General features: G+C 62.3%; 16 protein-coding genes and 1 tRNA gene. 8 read left to right on the top strand and 9 right to left on the bottom strand.

Features of this window, described 5'->3' with window-relative positions; all coding sequences use genetic code 11:
* Positions 1-161 precede the first annotated feature (161 nt).
* The 3 genes from clpX to tig form a co-directional block, all read right to left on the bottom strand.
* Positions 162-1,433: an ATP-dependent Clp protease ATP-binding subunit ClpX gene (gene clpX, locus JMY24_RS06010; protein ID WP_006048928.1), complete on the bottom strand. Its 1,272-nt coding sequence runs from the start codon at positions 1,431-1,433 to the stop codon at positions 162-164.
* 180 nt (positions 1,434-1,613) lie between these two features.
* The gene (clpP, locus tag JMY24_RS06005) at positions 1,614-2,267 is read right to left on the bottom strand and encodes an ATP-dependent Clp endopeptidase proteolytic subunit ClpP (protein WP_006048927.1); all 654 of its coding nucleotides are present in this window, start codon (positions 2,265-2,267) and stop codon (positions 1,614-1,616) included.
* A 157-nt stretch (positions 2,268-2,424) separates the two neighbouring features.
* Positions 2,425-3,771, bottom strand: coding sequence for a trigger factor (gene tig / locus JMY24_RS06000; RefSeq protein ID WP_128590116.1), 1,347 nt, complete (start codon positions 3,769-3,771; stop codon positions 2,425-2,427).
* Positions 3,772-4,205: 434 nt separating this feature from the next.
* Between tig and JMY24_RS05995 the strand changes: the two genes are divergently transcribed.
* Positions 4,206-5,351, top strand: a complete 1,146-nt coding sequence (locus JMY24_RS05995) for a glycerate kinase (protein WP_201701509.1) — start codon at positions 4,206-4,208, stop codon at positions 5,349-5,351.
* A gap of 64 nt (positions 5,352-5,415) precedes the next feature.
* Positions 5,416-5,868: a MarR family winged helix-turn-helix transcriptional regulator gene (locus JMY24_RS05990; RefSeq protein ID WP_128595008.1), complete on the top strand. Its 453-nt coding sequence runs from the start codon at positions 5,416-5,418 to the stop codon at positions 5,866-5,868.
* A 632-nt stretch (positions 5,869-6,500) separates the two neighbouring features.
* Here the strand turns inward: JMY24_RS05990 and JMY24_RS05985 are convergent.
* Positions 6,501-8,033, bottom strand: a complete 1,533-nt coding sequence (locus tag JMY24_RS05985) for a DUF3999 domain-containing protein (RefSeq protein ID WP_201701508.1) — start codon at positions 8,031-8,033, stop codon at positions 6,501-6,503.
* Complete coding sequence (locus JMY24_RS05980) at positions 8,030-11,392, bottom strand: DUF2339 domain-containing protein (RefSeq protein WP_201701507.1); 3,363 nt, start codon at positions 11,390-11,392, stop codon at positions 8,030-8,032. The genes JMY24_RS05985 and JMY24_RS05980 overlap by 4 nt, the downstream gene beginning before the upstream one ends.
* 517 nt (positions 11,393-11,909) lie before the next feature.
* Here JMY24_RS05980 and JMY24_RS05975 point away from each other — a divergent pair.
* Complete coding sequence (locus JMY24_RS05975; protein WP_128594988.1) at positions 11,910-12,197, top strand: hypothetical protein; 288 nt, start codon at positions 11,910-11,912, stop codon at positions 12,195-12,197.
* Between the two features lie 78 nt (positions 12,198-12,275).
* Here the strand turns inward: JMY24_RS05975 and JMY24_RS05970 are convergent.
* Positions 12,276-12,362: transfer RNA gene (locus JMY24_RS05970), tRNA-Leu, on the bottom strand.
* Positions 12,363-12,579: 217 nt separating this feature from the next.
* Between JMY24_RS05970 and JMY24_RS05965 the strand changes: the two genes are divergently transcribed.
* Complete coding sequence (locus JMY24_RS05965) at positions 12,580-13,416, top strand: squalene/phytoene synthase family protein (protein WP_128594987.1); 837 nt, start codon at positions 12,580-12,582, stop codon at positions 13,414-13,416.
* Between the two features lie 67 nt (positions 13,417-13,483).
* On the opposite strand, the gene JMY24_RS05960 is transcribed toward JMY24_RS05965, so the two are convergent.
* Positions 13,484-14,647, bottom strand: coding sequence for a DUF1501 domain-containing protein (locus tag JMY24_RS05960; RefSeq protein WP_128594986.1), 1,164 nt, complete (start codon positions 14,645-14,647; stop codon positions 13,484-13,486).
* A 469-nt stretch (positions 14,648-15,116) separates the two neighbouring features.
* Positions 15,117-15,443 carry a hypothetical protein gene (locus JMY24_RS38225; RefSeq protein WP_128589772.1) on the bottom strand — a complete coding sequence of 109 codons (327 nt, stop codon included), beginning with the start codon at positions 15,441-15,443 and terminating at the stop codon, positions 15,117-15,119.
* A gap of 229 nt (positions 15,444-15,672) precedes the next feature.
* Between JMY24_RS38225 and ompR the strand changes: the two genes are divergently transcribed.
* The 4 genes from ompR (at position 15,673) to JMY24_RS05940 (ending at position 19,168) form a co-directional block, all read left to right on the top strand.
* Positions 15,673-16,407, top strand: coding sequence for an osmolarity response regulator transcription factor OmpR (gene ompR, locus JMY24_RS05955; protein ID WP_006048917.1), 735 nt, complete (start codon positions 15,673-15,675; stop codon positions 16,405-16,407).
* 47 nt (positions 16,408-16,454) lie between these two features.
* Entirely contained in the window at positions 16,455-17,804 is a 1,350-nt protein-coding gene (locus tag JMY24_RS05950) for an ATP-binding protein (RefSeq protein ID WP_128586474.1), read from the top strand.
* Positions 17,805-18,026: 222 nt separating this feature from the next.
* A complete protein-coding gene (locus JMY24_RS05945; RefSeq protein ID WP_013588377.1) occupies positions 18,027-18,575 on the top strand; it encodes a peroxiredoxin in 549 nt (182 codons plus the stop codon).
* Positions 18,576-18,649: 74 nt separating this feature from the next.
* Positions 18,650-19,168 (top strand): carboxymuconolactone decarboxylase family protein, encoded by a 519-nt coding sequence (locus tag JMY24_RS05940; protein WP_128586475.1) that lies wholly within the window; start codon positions 18,650-18,652, stop codon positions 19,166-19,168.
* A 99-nt stretch (positions 19,169-19,267) separates the two neighbouring features.
* Here JMY24_RS05940 and ispF read toward each other — a convergent pair whose 3' ends face one another.
* Entirely contained in the window at positions 19,268-19,747 is a 480-nt protein-coding gene (gene ispF / locus JMY24_RS05935; RefSeq protein WP_128594985.1) for a 2-C-methyl-D-erythritol 2,4-cyclodiphosphate synthase, read from the bottom strand.
* Positions 19,748-19,780 lie beyond the last annotated feature (33 nt).

The raw sequence follows: 19,780 nt of genomic DNA, 5'->3' as shown, positions 1-19,780 counted from the left end.
TGAGGCCAGCAGAAACTATTGCAAGGCCTCCGCGTGTGGGAAAAGTTCAGTGACTCCGAAGGTTCAGTGACTCCATTGTGAAAACAACCATTCTGACCACACGATAAACGAAAAAGCCGTTCACGTCGCCATGAACGGCTTTTTGCAGTACCCGAAGCCGATCAGTTCGAACCCGCGACTTTGGGCGCGTCTTCGTAGATCAGTAAGGGTTTGCCGTCGCCGTCAATCACATTGTCGTCGATGATGACCTTGCTCACGCCTTTCATTTGCGGCAGGTCGTACATCACGTCAAGCAACGCCTGTTCCAGGATGGAGCGCAGCCCGCGCGCACCCGTCTTGCGACGAATCGCCTTACGCGCCACGGCCTGCAGCGCAGCCGGGCGAATTTCGAGCTCGACGCGTTCCATGTTGAACAGCTTGTGGTATTGCTTCACCAGCGCATTCTTCGGTTCGACGAGGATTTTCATCAACGCCGCTTCGTCGAGCTTCCCGAGCGTGGCCACCACCGGCAGACGGCCGATCAGCTCCGGAATCAGACCGAACTTGATCAGATCTTCCGGTTCCACTTCGCGCAGCACTTCACCGGCGTCTCGGTCCTGCTTGCTCTTCACGCTTGCGCCAAAGCCGATGCCGGTCTTTTCAGTACGATCGACGATGACTTTTTCAAGCCCGTCGAACGCGCCGCCGCAGATGAACAGAATGTTCGTGGTGTCGACCTGAATGAAGTCCTGATTCGGATGCTTACGGCCGCCTTGCGGGGGCACCGACGCCATCGTGCCTTCAACCAGCTTGAGCAGCGCCTGCTGCACGCCCTCACCCGACACGTCGCGAGTGATGGACGGGTTGTCCGACTTCCGGCTGATCTTGTCGATTTCGTCGATATAGACAATGCCGCGCTGGGCCTTGTCGACTTCGTAATTGCAGTTTTGCAGCAGCTTCTGAATGATGTTCTCAACGTCTTCGCCCACATAACCCGCCTCAGTCAGCGTGGTTGCGTCTGCAATGACAAAGGGAACGTTCAGAAGACGCGCGAGCGTTTGCGCGAGCAAGGTCTTGCCCGAACCGGTCGGGCCGATCAGCAGGATGTTGCTCTTGGACAGCTCGATCTCATCCTTCTTGTCGAGATGCTTCAGGCGCTTGTAGTGGTTGTACACCGCAACCGCGAGAATTTTCTTCGCGCGTTCCTGACCGATCACATACTGGTCAAGAATTTCACGGATTTCCTGCGGACTCGGCAGATCGGACTTGGACAAGCCCGCCTCGATGCCCGCGCCTGCTGCTTCATCGCGAATGATTTCGTTGCACAGGTCGATACATTCATCACAGATGAACACCGACGGGCCCGCAATCAGTTTCTTAACCTCATGCTGGCTCTTGCCGCAAAACGAGCAATACAACAGCTTTTCGCTGTTAGAACCTTTCTTGTCCGCCATAGATGTGTGAGCCTCCGGACACTCGATTACATGATACGCCGTTTGCCCCCGCCTCGCAGTTGGGCGCGGCCGGGCTGAGCAATGTGACGGCGTTTGCCGCAGGCGCTCGGACGAGTCTTGATTATTTCACAACCGATCAGACGCGGGATTTGCCCCGATTTAGCGCAAACCCGCACCCGATCAAGGACGCTTGTGGGCTACCTGATCGACCAGACCGTAGGCTTGAGCGTCGTCGCCGGACATGAAGTTGTCACGATCGGTGTCGCGTGCAATACGCTCGACGGGTTGGCCAGTGTGGTGCGCCAGCAGATGATTGAGCCGCTCCTTCAGGTACAGAATTTCGCGCGCCTGAATTTCGATGTCCGACGCCTGACCGCGGGCGCCGCCCAACGGCTGGTGGATCATGACGCGCGAATTCGGCAGCGCGAAGCGCTTGCCCTTTGCGCCTGCTGCGAGCAGGAAAGCGCCCATGCTCGCCGCCAGCCCCATGCACAGCGTGGAAACGTCCGGCTTGATGAACTGCATCGTATCGTAAATCGCCATGCCGGCCGACACGGAGCCGCCCGGGCTGTTGATATAGAAATAGATGTCCTTGTCGGGATTCTCGCTTTCCAGAAACAGCATTTGCGCGACCACCAGGTTGGCCGTCTGGTCGTTCACCTCGCCCACCAGGAACACAATGCGTTCCTTCAGCAGACGCGAGTAGATGTCATACGAGCGCTCGCCCCGGCCGCTCGTTTCCACGACGATCGGCACCAGTCCGAGCGCCTGCGCTTCGAGATCCCGGGACGACTGGGAGGTCAACGTGTCCAGCATTTGGGCGCGAAAGGTCATGCAATGGATCCTTGTCTGGAAATATTCTAAATATCAGATGCTAGACAGGTGTGGTCGACCAGCCCGTATTCAAGTGCACACAAACCGCACAAAAACAGCACAAAAAAACGGCGTGCGGGCCGTCACTCCGACAGCCGGCACGCCGTTGCAGCGACGCTTATGCTTGCGCCGTTGCGCTTGCCAGTTCTTCGAAGCTCACTTCCTTGTCCGTCACCTTGGCCTTGCTCAGCACGAATTCGACGACGTTGGCTTCAACGACGTACGCTTCCATTTCAGCAAGACGTTGCTGGTTCGAATAATACCAGCGGACGACTTCCTTCGGGTCTTCGTAGCTTTTCGCGAACTCGTCGACTTCTGCGCGGATCTGCTCCGGCTTGGCCTGCAGGTTGTTCGCCTTCACCAGTTCGGCCAGCACGAGGCCCAGCTTGACGCGGCGCTCGGCCTGTTCCTTGAACATAGCGGCAGGAATCGGCGCATCTTTAGCGTTCGGCACGCCACGCTGTTCCAGATCCTGACGCGCCATTGCCACGAGACGCTCCTGATCCTGCTCGATCAGCGCGTTCGGCACGTCGAGTTCCGAGATCTTCAGGAGCGCGTCCATCACCTGATTCTTGACGATGGCTTGCGTGCGGCGCTTCGCTTCACGCTCCAGATTGTCTTTGATCTCCGCGCGCATCTTGGTCAGGTCGCCGTCTTCAATGCCGAGCGACTTCGCGAATTCCGCGTCGATTTCCGGCAGGTGCGGCCACTCGATCTTTTTCATCGTGATCGTGAATTGTGCCGTCTTGCCGGCCACGTCCTTGCCGTGATAATCGGCCGGGAACGCCAGATCGAATTCCTTCGTTTCGCCGACCTTCAGGCCGGTAGCTGCCTTTTCGAATTCCGGCAGCATGCGGCCTTCGCCCAGCACGAACGCGAAGTCTTCAGCGCTGCCGCCCTCGAACACTTCACCGTCGATCTTGCCGACGAAGTCGACCGACACGCGATCGCCTTCCTTGGCCGCCGTGTCACCGCCGCCGTCGCCGTGCTCGCCGGCTTCGCCGCGAGCGTGGAAATGCACGCGCTGCTTGCGCAGGATTTCAAGCGTGCGGTCGATTTCCGCTTCGCTGATGGTCGTCGTGGTGCGCTCGATTTCAGCCGTGGCGACGTCGCCCAGCTTCACTTCCGGATAGACCTCGAAGGTCGCGTCGAAGGCGTAATCGCCCTCAGTAGCGTCGGCCTTCGGCGCGAAGCTCGGCTGGCCTGCGACGCGCAGGTTTTCGGCGCGGCTGATGTCGAAGAATTCCTTGCCGACCTTGTCGCTCAGCACTTCAGCTTCCACCTGGCCCGAATACTGTTGCGTCACCATCTTGAGCGGCACCTTGCCCGGGCGGAAACCCGGCATGCGCACGTTCTTCGCGAGTTGACGGATACGCGAGTCCACTTCCTTCTGCACGGCGTCCTTCGGCAGGGAAATCGTTACGCGGCGTTCGAGCTTGCCGAGGTTTTCAACAACGTTAGCCATGGCTTCAATCGTCCTAAAATTATTCGAGCGAATTCAGTTATCTTCTCCGTGCCGCATTTGCGCGCCTGCGCCGCGGGCTTGCAGGCCACCGGCAGCACGGTTGAGTCCAAAGAGCCGAATATTTTAGCAAACTATTTGCGCGGCTAACCGGGATTCGATGGTTGCGCGCATTTTTATCGGCATCCGGAGCCCTTTCGGGCGCTTTTTGAAGCGGTTTCGCGCTTCTCGCACGACGCAGCCGGCGCGAGAGCCCTGCATTGTGGCTCCACACATCACCACGAATGACGATGCCGGCTATGCCGATCGGGATATTCAGTCGGCGCGGCCATGCTGATAAGCTAGCGAACGCGCTCGGGGCTGCGTTGCGTCCGTTAAACAGCTCGCCTCGCCAGCGGCTTCGCCGCCCGGCAATACTCCAACCATTCAGAGACACCATGCCCAATTCGCCGTCCTCGCCTGTCGTCGTCATTGCCCCGGATTCGTTCAAAGGCTCGCTCGGTGCCGAACAGGTCGCGCAGGCGATCGCGTCGGGGGTACGGCGCGCCCGCCCGGACGCCGAGGTACGAATCTGCCCAATGGCGGACGGCGGCGAAGGCACGCTCGACGCCATGCTGACGAGCGGCGGCGAGCGCCGCAAGCTGACCGTGCGCGGCGCGGCAGGCCCGGTGCGCGAAGCGCTGACAGGCGTGCTCGCCGACGGCAGCGCGATCGTGGAAACCGCGGAGATCGTCGGCATCACGGACCCTGTTGGAATGGGCGTGCCTGTTCAGGCGCGCAACACGCGCGGCATGGGCGAAGCAATCAGCGCGCTGCTCGACGCAGGCGTGCGGCGGTTTTTCGTCGCGCTCGGCGGCAGCAGCACGAACGACGGCGGCGCGGGCCTGCTCGCGGGTCTCGGCCTGAAACTATTCGACGCCCAGGACAGTGAACTCGAACCGACGCCCGAGCAACTGGCTCGCGTTGCGCGGGTCGACGTTTCACAACTCGACGCGCGGCTCGAACATACACAGTTCATCGGCATGTCCGACGTCGACAATCCGCTTGCCGGCGAGCACGGGGCGACAGCGGTTTTCGGCCCGCAAAAAGGCGTCGAGCCGGAGCAGGTCGCCACCATCGACGCCGCCCTCGCCCGCTACGCCGATCTGCTCGAAGCAGCGCTCGGCCGCACGGCCCGCGACCTTCCAGGCGCGGGTGCCGCAGGTGGACTCGGCTTCGCGTTGCACATGCTCGGCGCGCAGTTCGAGCCAGGCGCGGAAACGGTCGCGCGGCAGATCGGCCTCGACGCGGCACTGCAGGGCGCGAACTGGCTGATCACCGGCGAAGGACGCTCGGACGTGCAAACGCTGCACGGCAAGGCGCCCTTCATCGCGTGCCGTCATGCGCAGGCTGCGGGTGTGCCGGCCACGCTGCTATCAGGCGCCGTGGACTCCGCAGCACTGCCGCGTCTTGCCGAATATTTCAGTGGTTGCTTCTCGCCGGCCCCTGGGCCGATCACGCTTGAATTCGCGATTCGCGACGCTGCACGTCTCCTGGCGGATGAGGCCGAACAACTGACGCGTTTGAAGTACGGCGCGCGTTGACCCGGCGGCATGGTTGCGGCAACAATCACAGCGCCTCAACCGCGTTACTCATCACGGGAAGACCATGAAGGACTCCGCCAAAGCCGGCTTGGAACAGCTCCTCACATATCGTCTGCATGTACTCAACAAGCTCGCGGAGCGTGGTATCAGCGAGCGTTACCAGGACAAGCTCGGCGTGACGTTGCCGGAGGCTCGCGTGATCGCGTCGGTGGGATCGTTTGGACCGTTCTCGATCATGGAACTCGCGAGGCATGCCAATCTCGACAAGAGCCAGGCGAGTCGCGCCGCCGAGGCTTTGATCAGACAGGGCCTCGTCAAACGCGAAGCCAGTGCCGAAGATGGCCGCGTGGTGCTCGTGTCGCTCACGCCCGAGGGCCGCGCGTTGTATCGCAGGGTCATGCCGATTGCGCGCAAGTGGAACGGCGACCTGTTCGACTGCCTCGACGAGAAAGAGAAGCTCGCGCTTGGCGAAGCGCTCGATAAAGTCATCGAAACGATGACTGCGCCTGACGCGTAAGCCACGAGTCAAAAGCGGCCGCGAGCACTGCGCGAGTTTCACTGCGCAGGGGTGTCGCTCGCGGCGGGTTTATTTCACTATTTCGCGCTGGGCTGCGCGCGTGGAATCAGCTATGGGTTGTTTGCGCATGCTCCGCGCTGCAAATCAAGCATGAGTCGCATGGGTTCTTGGCGTCGAAACAACCATGAGTTGCATACGCTCCAGGCGTCGAACCAACCATGAGTTGCATACGTGCCTGGCGCCGGCCAACCATGAGTTGTATACGTGCCTGGCGCCAAACCGACCATGAGTTGCATACGTGCCTGGCGCCAAACCGACCATGAGTTGCATACGTGCCTGGCGCCAAACCGACCATGAGTTGCATACGCTCCTGACGTCGAACCAACCATGAGTTGCATACGTTCCTGACGTCGAACCAACCATGACTTGCATACGCTCCAGGCGCCAAACCAACCATGAGTTGCACACGTTCCCAGCGCCAAACCAACCATGAGTTGCATGCGCTCCAGGCACCAAACCAACCATGAGCTCCACACGTCCCTGGCGTCAAACTCACTACGAGTTGTGCACTTCTCGACCTTCGAACCCAGCCACGAGCCTCGCGCGTCGCTGACTATTCGAACGCCCGCAATTCACTCGTTGCCATCGGGCTTATGCCCGGCTTGCGTCGTGCCCGCCACACCACCGGTCATTGAATTGGCTGCATTCTGAGCAGAAGCGCCCGCTGCAGGGCCTGTGTCCGTTCCAGCGGCAGGCGTACCCGCAAAACCACTCGCCGCACTTCCCGGCACCGCTGCCGCGGCATCACCGGCCGGCATCTTGTGCGATACGCTGCGAGCAAGGCGCCAGGCTATGGCCGCAAGCGCTCCGATGGCGAGAACCAGAGCGGCCCACAGCACATAGCGACGGTATGCATCGGCACTCGCCGCCGACGGCGCATTCGCATTCTGCGCGAGCGCGACAGGTTCGCCGACGCGCGCCGTGGCCACCACCGACGAAGCTCCCATCAGCAGTTCGTCGCGCCCGAGCGCCGTCGATACCGCCGCAGCATTGCCCACGCCGATCGTAAAAGGCGCCGAGCCGCGCGCGACGAAGGTCAACGTCGCGGGGCGCCAACCCGCCGCGATAGTCAATGCTCCGCTTCCCAGCCCGCCGTTGCGCGTGTCGACGACCACGCGCCAGTGACGGTCCGTGTCGGGCGTCAACTGCAGCGAAGGATTGTCCTGTTCGACATCGCCGTTATGCAAACGGAAGAGCGTCGCGCTCGAAACCTCGTGCCACGCCGCGCCGAGTGCGCCGCGTGAGTACACGACGGCTGGCGCGACCGTATTCGGTTGCGGCAAATGGAGCCGCAAGCGGTCGATGGGGTAAGGTCCGCCAGTCGAGAAAAAATATTCGCCCGCCTTGGGTCCCGCCTGCGCCACGATGTTCTCGCGCCATTCACGCTGCTTGTCCGCGAGTTGCGCGCCACCGGAGCCGGCCGCCTGCACTTCCACGTTCATGGATTCGAGGTACGGCGCGCCGTCGAGCCAGTGCAAGCGCAAATAACGCGCGTGCGCGCCGCTCAGCTCGATCCGGTCCTGGCTCAGCGTGCTGCCGTTGTAGCTGACCTTGAGCAATTGCGCGTCGCCGGCGGGCTGCCAGTTACGCAAGTCGTCGCTCGACTCCACCGACACACGCCCCTGGTAGTTATCGTCACGAAGATGAACCACCAGCGCGCTCGCGCGGCCCTCGTGCGAGGCCTCCCCCCCGTCGATCAGATCTGTGTCGTGCTGGGCGCGGCCCGGCGGCGCAGCGGTGGCACGCAGCGAGCCGTCGGCCGCGATCGTCACGCCGAGCGGCGCACCGGTCTGGTCCGCCGGCGCCGGGCGCAGCGGAAACCATCGCGCGGGGCGCAAAGTCGGCGGCGTGCGTGCCGGCTCGCGCGGTCCCTCGAGCGAATACGGCACGGGCTCGCCCGCGCCGTTGAACACGCGCACGTCGCCGAGATCGTTGCGCTGACTGGCGGCGTAGACGGCGGCCGGCAGCGTTACGCTGTAATAGGCAGCGCCCTCTTCGAGCTGGAGCGCAAAGTGCCTCGCGAAATCTTCAGCGCAGGCAGGCGCCGCGGCCCACGCGGACACGATCGCGACGCACCAGGCCGTCACCTTCAGAAAATGCTTCATTGTTCAGTTTCCCCGACCACCAGCTTGGGCGGCAACGGCGAGAAGTAGCCGATCAGCAGCAACATCAGGCCGATGCCGATAAACGATACGATCCGCTCTATACCGGTCACGTGCGACAGGTCGAACAGGAACAGTTTGACGACAGTCGCGGCGAGCAATGCGCCGCCGATGAACCAGACGACACGGCTTGCCCGCCGCGTGGCCCAGATCATCGTCGCGAGTGCGCATAGCGTCCAGAATACCGATACCGACGCCTGCACGAGCATCGACTGCGACATCTCGACGAACTCGTATGGAACCGCGGTCCAATGGTGCAGCGTGCGCAGCAGCATCGCGTTCAACCAGACAAAGCCGGTTGCCCCGGCCAACACCTGCAAAGGCAACCGGTAGTCGCCGAGCGGCACGCCGAGACGACGAATGCGCACCAGCCACAGCGCGGCCAGCGCGAAGACCACGGCCTGCACCAGATCGAGCGGATTGAGCAACGGCAGACGCGCCCACGCGCCGCCGTCCTGCGTCAGATTCGCGTAGAACGTCCAAAGCCACATCACGAGCACTAGCGGCGTGGAAGCAATCGCGCACAGCCGCACGATGCTGTCACGCCTCGCGAGCCACAAACCCGCGAAGGCGAACGCGCTCCAGCCGACCAGAAACACCTGCTGCAACGCGAACGACGCGAGCACCGCGCCAATATCGTACGCCGCGTCGAAATGATGGTGCAATGTACGCAGCAGCAATGCATTGAACCACAGGAACAATGTCGCGAACACCGCGTAATCGAAAGCACGCGGATGCCAATGCACGCCTAATGCGCGTAGCCTGCGCAACCATATTGCGCAGGCGACAAACGAGAGTATCTGAGCCACGTCGAGCGGGTTGAAGACCGGCAGCCAGAAGAGCGGCGCCGCGCTGCCGTCGCTCGTGACACTCGCTATGCTCCACGCCCACAGCAACGCGGCGAGCGGCGCGGCAGCCCACACCTGATATGCCCGCGGGAACCGTGCGACCGGCCAGCGCAAACGGTGCGCTGCGCCCGCCACCACCAGCAGCAGCGAGCCGAAGCCGTACGCCCACGCGCTCCAGCTCCATGCGCCTTCGGGCACGTAGGCGCGCAACGCCCAGTAACCTTCGAGGGCGGCGAGCGCGCCGGACGTCCAGAACATCAGCGTGTGCAGCGGCGCGAGAACGCGATCGCCGACCTCGCGCTGTTGACGCCACAGCAGCGCGTAGGCGCAGACTGCGGCCAGCATGCAAACCAGCCAGCCATAACCGCTCACCGGCTTCAGATCCAGCGTGAAGAGACCCACGGTCAGCGCAGCGAGCACGGGCACGAGAGTAAGCGCCGGCCATTCGGCGAGTGGCCAGCGCAGCTTGCGGCGCAACCCGTGCGCGAGCCACGCTGTGAGGACGGCGAACAGAGCGATGAGCGCAGAGCAGAAACGCTCACGATCGGCCGGCACAAACAGCCGCAGGTACGTCTCGATTTCATCGAGGCCGCCGCCCACCCACCACAGCAAACCCCACAGACTGGCGGCGATCCCGATCTGCGGCATCCATGCATGCCACTCGCGCGCCTCGCTGCGGCCGTGCAAGCGCCAACCGGTGAAGATGCCGGCGAGCGCGATCAGCACGCTCGCCAGATAAGCGCCGTTCAGTACGAACAATGTCGGCGCATGGTTGAACGGCGCGAGGGTGCCGACGACGAATGCGCCAGCCGCGGCCAGTTGCATCAGCAAGCCGAAAGCAAATGCGACGAGACGCCGTTGCCGCACCGCAAGCCACGTGAGCGCGGCGCCTTCGATGGCCCACGTCGCGCTCGTCGTCGGTCCCGTGAACGCGAGCGGTACGGCGAGCGTGGCGAAAATCACCGCGAGCGCGAACATCGAGTCGAACAGCATGCCGAGGCGTCCGCGGCGCGGCGCCAGCCACCCCGCGATTGCCAGGTAAAAGGCGGCAAGCGCGACCGCGCTCCATGCGAGCCCGAACTCGGTGCCCTTCAGCAACGCCGTTTGCAGGCCGATTGCAACGAGCGGCGTGCCGAACACGAGCGTACCGTCGACATAGTGCCTGAGCGTCAACTCGCGACGAACCGCGTAGAGCAGCGCGATACCGACATACATGACGAAGAAGAGGATCAGGAAGGGCTCGGTGGTGGCCAGCAATTCCGGGCGATAGGCAGTTGCGCCCCACGCCGCCCCGATCGAAAACGTGAAAACGAAGCCAAGAAGATTCAGCGGACGCCATGCCTTGAACCACGCAATTGCAAAGATGCCCGCATTGAGCAACGCGTAGTAGCTAAAGAGCATGACATGACTGCCGCCGCCCGTGGACAGCAGGAGCGGCGCGAGAAAGCCGCCCGCGCTGCCCATGAACGCGAGCGAAGGCGCGTTCTGCCGTACCGCGAGAAACGCGCTGAGCGCGCACGTTGCGACCATCAGCGGCAAGGCAGCGGCGGCGGGCAGCAGATGATAAAGCCGTGTCGCGGCGAACACCGTCAGATACAGCGCGCCGACGCCGCCGCCCTGCAGCACGAGCCCATACGCGCCCCGACTATCGCCGATGCGCCAGCCGAGCACGAGCAAGGTGGTCGCCGCGAGTGCGACGCCGGCGAGGCGGAATTCGATCGGCAGCAGACTGTTGTCGGCGGCGTATTTGAGCAGAAACGCAATGCCGAAAAAAAGCACGACGATGCCGACACGCACCACCGTATTGCCGCCGAAAAGCCAGTCCCGGCCCGCTTTGAAAAGACGCTCGACGACACCTGGGCCCCGCGGGGGAGCCGGTGCAGTTTGGACATGCGAGCTATCGGCGATGTCGGCTTGCGCGGACGCGACGGCTGGCGCCAACGGCGAGGTGTGCGCGTGCTGTTCGACTGACGCGGTGGCATTCACATCGACCGATGGGTGCTCAACCGGGTGCTCAGCCGGGTACTCAACCGCCGTTCCTGCCGCGAGCTTCACGGCCTCTTGCGGCGCGATTGCATAGCGATGTTTTGCGGGGCCACGCGAGGCCTCGTCGGGCGTCGCGGCGTCGCTTTGTGGTTGCGCTTGCAGCTCGTTGTCGACCGGCCCAAGCTCCGTACTTTCGCGCAGTTGCCGGATTTCGGCGCGCAGCGACATGACCTCGCGTTCCAGTCTTTCGACGCGCCCCGCCAGGTCGCCGGGCACGTCCGGCGCATCCATGGTCATGGGCAATGGAACTGACTGTTGCCCGGCATGCGCGGAATTCTTTTTCCGCAGGCGGGCGAGCGCGAAACCCGCCACCGCGCCGAACAATGCGCCGTAGCCGATCGGCAGATCGTTCGACAACGAGACCAGCATGCCGACCACAGCGCCCAGCACGGCAAATATCACGCTCATCGCATCCCTCTTTTATTGTCTTCTGCGGCGATATCCGTACGGTGTAAGGCTCGGTCGCACGGATTGATTCGCGAGTGCTGCATTGGCAAACCAGCGAAAATCGGCGCGCAGAATAACATGTATAGCGAGGTTTTCGACCGGCTATCGGCTTCGACTTGATAACGAGCCGTATTGAAGCCAATTGAACTGAATTCCGGCATCTTCCGTCCGACATTTGCTGAAATTTCCGCGGCCATTATGTGATTCGCGAGCGCCGATAAATCGACGTGGTCACCTGGCAAATCAAAGCCGGAGTGACGGTCATTGGCACGCCGCATATCTGCAGGTCATTCGCGCAGGAGCACGCCAAGTGATTATCCGCTCGCCACATTCCGGCAACAGCGTCCCTGTCTTCGCGGCAATGTACCAACCGTGTCAAAATTCGGGGTCCGCCGCCGCGCCCCGGTTATCGGTCGCATTCAGTCGATGACCCGCGCGGCGTGCAAGTCGATCGTTTAATCTATTCAGGAAAGTTTTAGTGGATATCAACAAACAGATCGCGGCGCTCACTGCGTCGGAACTCCAGACGGCCGGCGCGAGCCAGGCGACGGCAATTGCAGTCAGCGTGCTGCTGCGCCATCTGCGCTCGCCGGAACTGGCGAAGCTGTTGTCGTCGGCATTCGAAAACCATCAGGCGGTCATGCTGCAAACGCCGTGGCCCGATCAGATGCTGCAGGCGTTCGAATCGACTCGACGTTTTCTCGAAGGCGCCGCGCAAGCCGACCTTCCGGGCATGCAGGCACCGCCGGAAACACCGGTCGCCTGAGCGCGCTCGAACAAGCGGCCCGAAAACGAAAAACCCCGCCAGTCCAATGACTTGACGGGGTTTTGCGCTACAGATAAGTGGTGCGAGGGAGGGGACTCGAACCCCTACACCCTTGCGGGCGTCAGGACCTAAACCTGGTGCGTCTACCAATTTCGCCACCCTCGCAGCCGGACAAGCGTTGTGCGTCTTGCCCGATGTCCTGCATGCTTTGCGCGGCGCCCGAAGGTGCGCGCCCAAAAGCGTAAGCGCGAGATTCTAACGCATTGATTCGCGCTTGTCTGCAACTGCCGCGCATCTGTCCTTACGCCGCCGATGCTACAATTTTCGGCTTCATGCACGCTTGCCGTGCTCTCTTCGCCTGCCCTTCCCCACATTCCAGCCCGTGAATTTCGACGAATATTGCCAGCAAAAAGCGGCGCCGCCCGGATCAAGCACTTACTACGCGCTCCGGCAAGCTCCCGCAGCCAGTCAGCCGCGCTTGACCGCGCTGTTCGCACTGCGCCGCGAGTTCGAGGAAACGGTCAAGGAAGTCAGCGATCCGGCCATTGGCCGCACCAAGCTTGCATGGTGGCAGAACGAACTGGCCGGCCTCGCTGCGGGCACGCCCACGCACCCGGTTTCAAAGGCGCTCGCGGCCTCGCTGCCCGACGCAAAGGCCGAATACCCTGCGCTGCAGGCGCTGTTGAGCGGCTTCGAGATGGATCTCGACCAGGCGCGCTACCTCGACTACCCAAACTTGCGGCGCTATGTTCAAGCGGTAGGCGGGACGTTTGCCGCGCTAGTGGCGCGCGCCGCGAGGACGAACGCGCCCGCCGACGGGTCACAAGCGCCGGGTTGGTCGACGCAGTTAGGCGAAGCACTGCTGCTCGCACAACTCGTGGTCGAAACGGGCAACGATGCGCGCCACGGCCGCATCTACATTCCTATTGACGAAATGCAGCGCTTCAATGTGACAGCGGCGGACCTGATCAATCGAAAATATAGCGACGCATTCACTGAGCTCATGCGCTTTCAGACGAAGCGCGCTCGCGATGCCTTGCAAACGGCGCTCGTCGCTGTGCCGGCCAGCGAGCGCCGATCGCAGCGCGCGTTGCTCGCGCAAGGAGCGCTCGCTTCCGCTTTACTGGATGAAATCGAGCGCGACGGCTACCACGTGCTGCATCAACGTATCGGGTTGACGCCGATCCGCAAGCTGTGGATCGCCTGGCGCGCGAAGTGAGTGCCGCCGCGCGCCATTTACGGGCCGCGTCGTGCGGCGTCCGGTCTGGCGTCGAGCGCGCCGGCCGTCAAGCGCGCAGCAAAGGCAGCGGCGCAAACTGCTGGCGTAAAATCGCCGCGGCATCGAGCCCCCACCACCTCGCAAGTACAGTCGCGTAAAGCCGGCGGAAGTCAACGGCGACAGGCAAGTTGCCATGACCGTCGAGCCGTCCAAGCTCAGGCGGCGCACCGTGCAAGCCCCCGAGCACACGTCCGCCCATCATGAAATGCGGCGCCGACGTGCCGTGGTCCGTACCGTCGCTGTCGTTTTCTCGAGGATGCCGCCCGAACTCGCCGTAAGTCATGACGAGCGTGTCGTTCCAACGGCCCAGTTCGATCAGCGCCGATCTCATCGCTGTCAGGCCTTCGGCAAGCTGCTTCAACAACGAGCGGTGCCTGTACGGCTGGTTGCGATGCGTGTCGAAGCCGTTTAGCGTCAGGCGAATCGCCGCGACGCCGCCGCTTTTGCCCGCTTCAGCGCGCGGCATATAGTCGGCGTGGAGCATGTGCATTGCTGTTTCGATCGACGCACCGAACGCGCTGCAAGGAAAACCGGTCGCCAGTTGCGGCGCGCGTGGCATTGGCTTGGTCCGCCCGCCATCGTATGTCATGGTTTTTGGGGCGCCAGCCGGTTGCGTGGGATTCAAGAGTGCTCGCGTACGAGCGCCATTCGCGAGCGGTCCCATTTCAGCATTGCCGATGACCACACCGTCCACGGCGAAACCCGCGGGCAACGGGGCGCTTCTGAATGCGCGAGTGAGCCAGCCGTCGCGCAGATACTCATCGGCGTGCGAAGCCGTGTCCCATATCTCAACTGAGCGGAAATGCGAGAGATTGGGCTGCGCGTAGCCGACGCCCTGGATAATCGCCAGTTGCCGGCTTTGCCAAAGCGGCATTAACGGTTCCAGCGACGGATGCAGCGCCGTGCGGCCGTCGAGCTGGATAGCGTGCTCGCGCTTGATGCCGATCTTCTTGCGAAGCCGATAGTACGCAGGATCGGCAAACGGGATCACGGTGTTCAGGCCGTCGTTGCCGCCTTTCAACTCGACGAGGATCAGCAGGTTGCCGAACCCGGCACGCAGCGCGGGAAGCTGCATTGCGGTATGCGCCGCCGGCTGCGCGCGAACCGCACGAGGCAGCCAGAGAGTCGCGCCGGCGGCGGCGCTCATCGAGAGAAAGCTGCGTCGTTTCATGATGTACTCGCGTCGGTGACTTCTTCCGTTGCAGGCTCGGTTTTTCAGGCGATAAGCCGGGACGGTCTGCAATGCGCAAGTGTGCGCTCTGCGGTCGAGGGCTATGCATGTACGAAGCCTACGCGCGTTGCTGCCGTGACGCACCTTGCGTGATGGCGCCGCGCATTGGTCAGTGCGTCCGCCGCGCATTCGCATGCCGCTGATGCTTCCGCATGCACAGTGCAATGAGCGCGATCAATGACGAGAATGAACTACGGCCGCATATGCCTGCTCCTCACATAACGTGTGAGCGCAGCGGGCAAAACGTGAAATGCTGGATAGAAACAGGAAACGCGCGGGAAGCGCAGAACGAAAACTCAAGAGCGTCAGGACAGCGACAACGATCAACACCGCATGAAGCAACGTATCAAGCAGCGCATGAAGCAACGCAACATCAGGGCAACCACAGCAGACAACGCAAGCAAAGCGCCTACCGCTTGTAAAGCTCGCGAACAGCGTCTTCGATATGCTGTCTCAACAAACGACGTTCGTCCGGCGTCATATGTCCGTCACGGCGGCGTTGATCGAGATCGGGGGGAACTGCGGTACGCAACATTGCGTCTGATGCAGGACGCTCGACGCTGGAATTGTGGCGGCTTGCCCTTGAATTGCCTGCCCTGGGCGCGCGCTCGCTCGCAGCTCTGTCGGCGGAAGGCTGGGCGTGGGCGAGCGTTGGTCCCAATGTGCCTGCGAGCGTACCGGCAACCGCCAGTGCAATCACGCTCAGGCGCACATTCGGCCAGACCCCTCCCTTCATGTTGTTCCCTTCGTGGCGCGGCAACCGGCTACCTCAAATGCGTATGACAAACCCGGTAACGAGCCGGGCGCGTGGGTTTTAGTCGAGTGAAGTATCCACCGAACAGCCGCATTCAGTAAAGGAGTCTAACTGCCACCGCTTTACGTCGTGCCACAGTGCGGGTAAATTTTGTAACTGACTGTAACTCGATAAATGATGCAAACGCGCACCACTTTCTAATCGCGCTAAGATGCCGACCATGGAAACCAAAAACCCTTCGAAAATCCTCGTCGTCGATGACGATCCGCGCCTGCGCGATCTGCTGCGCCGTTACCTCGGCGAGCAAGGCTTCAATGTCTATGTAGCCGAGAACGCGCCTTCAATGAACAAGCTCTGGGTGCGTGAGCGGTTCGATCTGCTGGTGCTCGACCTCATGCTGCCAGGCGAGGACGGCCTGTCCATTTGCCGGCGCCTGCGCGGCAGCAACGACCGTACGCCAATCATCATGCTGACGGCCAAGGGAGAAGACGTCGACCGTATCGTCGGGCTTGAAATGGGCGCGGACGACTACTTGCCGAAGCCCTTCAATCCGCGCGAACTGGTCGCGCGCATTCACGCGGTGTTGCGCCGTCAGTCGCCGTCGGAGCTGCCGGGCGCGCCGTCGGAAACGACTGAAGTCTTCGAGTTCGGCGAGTTCGCGCTGAATCTCGCCACCCGCACGCTCACCAAGGCCGGCCAGGAAATTCCGCTGACCACGGGCGAGTTCTCCGTGCTCAAGGTGTTCGCGCGTCATCCGCGCCAGCCGCTGTCGCGCGAAAAGCTGATGGAACTGGCTCGCGGCCGCGAGTACGAAGTGTTCGACCGCAGCCTCGACGTGCAGATTTCCCGTCTGCGCAAGCTGATTGAACCGGATCCGGGCAGCCCGCGCTTCATCCAGACCGTTTGGGGTCTTGGCTACGTGTTCATTCCCGACGGCGCAGCCTGAGTTTGTTCACGTCTCCTGCTTTTGTTTTCAGATAAGAAGAAGGGCCCATGCGGATCGACCGGCGCCTCCTGACGCTCGCGTTCGGCGGCCTTTTCTGGCGGACCTTTCTGTTGATCGCGCTGTTGATCGCAGTGAGTCTCGCCGCGTGGTTCCAGAGCTTCCGGGTGATCGAACGCGAGCCGCGCGCGCAGCGCGTGGCGTTGCAGCTCGTCGCGATCGTGAAGCTCACGCGCACCGCACTCCTGTATTCCGATCCCGATCTGCGGCGCGCATTGCTGCAAGACCTGGAAAGCAATGAAGGGGTGCGCGTGTACCCGCGCGAAACAACCGACAAGTACAAGCTCCAGCCCGACGAGTCGCTGAACCGGCTGATCGAACACGACATTCGCGGCCGTCTCGGCGACGATACTGTAATCGCGCAGAGCGTCAACGACATTCCCGGCGTCTGGATCAGCTTCAAGATCGACGACGACGATTACTGGGTCGCGCTCGACCGCGATCAGCTCGACAACGCGACGGGCCTGCAATGGGCCGGCTGGGGCGTGTTCGCGCTGGCGCTATCGCTCTTTGGCGCAGCCTTCATCACGAGTCTCGTGAACCGCCCGTTCGCCCGTCTCGCGATGGCCGCGCGCAAGGTCGGCTCCGGGCAGTCGCCTGAACCGCTGCCCGAGCGCGGCATGGGCGTGGCTGCCGAAACCAATCGCAGTTTTAACCAGATGGTTCAGGACCTCGAGCAGCTCGAGGCCGACCGCGCGCTGATGCTCGCCGGCATTTCGCACGACCTGCGCACGCCGCTCGCACGGCTGCGGCTCGAAACGGAAATGAGTCCGTCGGACCAAAGCACGAAAGACGCAATGGTCGACGACATCGAGCAGATGGACATGATCATTGGCCGCTTCCTCGACTATGCGCGCCCGGTGCAGCGCGTGCCGGAACCTGTCGATCTGTCAGTGATCGCGAGCGAGCTCGCGGCGCGCATGCAAAGCGAGGACAGCATGCGGCTTATCACGCGGCTCGCGCCGTCGGCGGTGATCGAAGCCGACGAAACGGATATGCGGCGGGTCGTCGGCAATCTGCTGGAAAACGCGCGCAAGTATGGTTTGAGCGATGGCGACGGCATCCCGCACGTGATCCTGGAAACGCGGGTGTCGCATTCGCGCGTGGAACTGTCGGTGGTGGACGAAGGCCCCGGCATTCCGGAAGATCAACTGGCGCTTGTCACACGTCCCTTCTACCGCGTGAATTCAGCGCGCACTCAGGCGAACGGCACGGGCCTCGGCATGGCGATCGTGCAGCGGCTGGTCGGCCGTTATCGGGGCGCACTGCGCTTGCGGAATCGCACGCCAGGCCCGGGCCTCGAAGTCACCATCGAGTTTCCTCTTGCCAAGGGCGTTTAAGCGAGCTTGCGGCCCCGTGTCGGCCTAAGAACGCCCGCGCCCCACGCACCATGCACGCACTCCGGATGCCCGCTCCGTTGAATAATAACTATCCGGGTCGTTAGAAAAAAACTATTGAGGCGATAGTTCAATAGAGCTATAGTGAAAAGCCTGTCACGCGCTCGTGATGACGCGCTGGTAGCCTCAGCATGCTTTTTTTCCAACACACGAAGGAGCACTCGCATGAAAACCGTTGGCGACAAACTCGAAGCGTTCACCGTCACCGCTGCCAAGCCTGGCTTCAACAATCACGAGGAAAACGGCGCCTCGGCGTTCGAAGAAATCACGGAGCAGTCGTTCCCGGGCAAGTGGAAAATCATCTACTTCTACCCGAAGGATTTCACGTTCGTGTGCCCCACGGAAATCGTCGAGTTCGCCAAGCTGGCGAAAGACTTCGAAGAGCGCGATGCCGTGCTGCTAGGCGGCAGCGTAGATAACGAATTCGTGAAGCTCGCCTGGCGCCGCGAACATAAGGACCTGAGCAAGCTGAACCACTATTCGTTCGGCGACGTGAAGGGCGAGTTGATCGACCAGCTCGGCGTGCGCGACAAGGAAGCGGGCGTGGCGCTACGCGCAACGTTCATCGTCGATCCGGACAACACGATCCAGCACGTGTCGGTGAACAACCTGAACGTCGGCCGCAATCCTGAGGAAGTGCTGCGTATTCTAGACGGCTTGCAGACGGACGAACTCTGTCCGTGCAACCGCGCAGTCGGCGGCGCAACGCTGTAAGCCGTGCCGCCCGAGCCCGCCACGCTTGAAAAAGCCCGCGGGCTTTTTTATCGACAACCCGATAGGAGATGACAATGGAGTTCCTGGCTTCCATTAAGGCGCTCATACCCGACTACGCGAAAGACATCCGCCTGAACCTGGACGGCACGATCGCGCGCTCGTCCCTCGAAGGCAACGACGCGGTCGGCGTCGCGCTGGCTGCCGCCTTCGCCGCCAAAAGCACCGTAATCGTGAACGCGATTCGCAACGCGGGCGTGCTCTCTCCTGAAGAGACGAACGGCGCGCTGACCGCCGCCGCGTTGATGGGCATGAACAACGTCTGGTATCCGTACGTCGAGATGGCGGAGAACGCGGACCTGAAATCGCAACCGGCGCAGTTACGCATGAATGCCTACGCGTCGCACGGCGGCGTGGACAAGCGGCGCTTCGAGATGTACGCGCTGGCGGCTTCGATCATCGGCAAGTGTCACTTCTGCGTGAAGTCGCACTTCGATACGTTGATCGCCGAAGGCATGAGCTCGACGCAGTTGCGCGACGTGGGTCGCATCGCGGCCGTGATCAACGCGGCTGCGCAGTGCATTGCCGCCGAATAAGCTATCGGCTTCCGGGTCTGCCTCGCCTGAACCGGCGCAGCGGCGAACTTTTTCGCCGCCGTGCGCCCGGCTCCCGATGCGGCAGTGCCGACGGATGCATCAGCCCTTGATCAGCAACACCACGGCTTGCGCTTCTATGCCCTCGCCTCGGCCGAGATAACCGAGCTTCTCATTGGTCTTGGCTTTGACATTGACCTTGTCCGTCGGCAGCCCGAGATCGGCGGCAATGTTCGCGCGCATGCCTTCGATATGCGGTGCGAGCTTGGGCGCCTGCGCCACCACGCTGCTGTCCACGTTCGCAATCGCGAAGCCCGCCGCCTTCACGCGAGCCACGCATTCGCGCAGCAATACGCGGCTGTCGGCGCCGGCGAACTTCGCATCCGTATCGGAGAAGTGACGGCCGATATCGCCCATCGCGGCGGCGCCGAACAGAGCGTCGGTGATCGCGTGCAACAGCACGTCGGCATCCGAATGGCCGAGCAAGCCGCGCTCGTACGGAATCGTCACGCCGCCAATAATCAACGGACGCCCCGGCACCAGCGCATGCACGTCATACCCTTGCCCAATTCTGAAATCCATCTGCGTCAAGTCCTCAAGTCCGTTCACTAAAAA

Source organism: Paraburkholderia kirstenboschensis (genome assembly GCF_904848585.1).
In the GTDB taxonomy this organism is placed as follows: Bacteria; Pseudomonadota; Gammaproteobacteria; order Burkholderiales; family Burkholderiaceae; genus Paraburkholderia; species Paraburkholderia kirstenboschensis.
The sequence above is the reverse complement of the archived record's forward strand: the minus strand, read 5'-3'. Positions and strand labels throughout refer to the sequence as shown.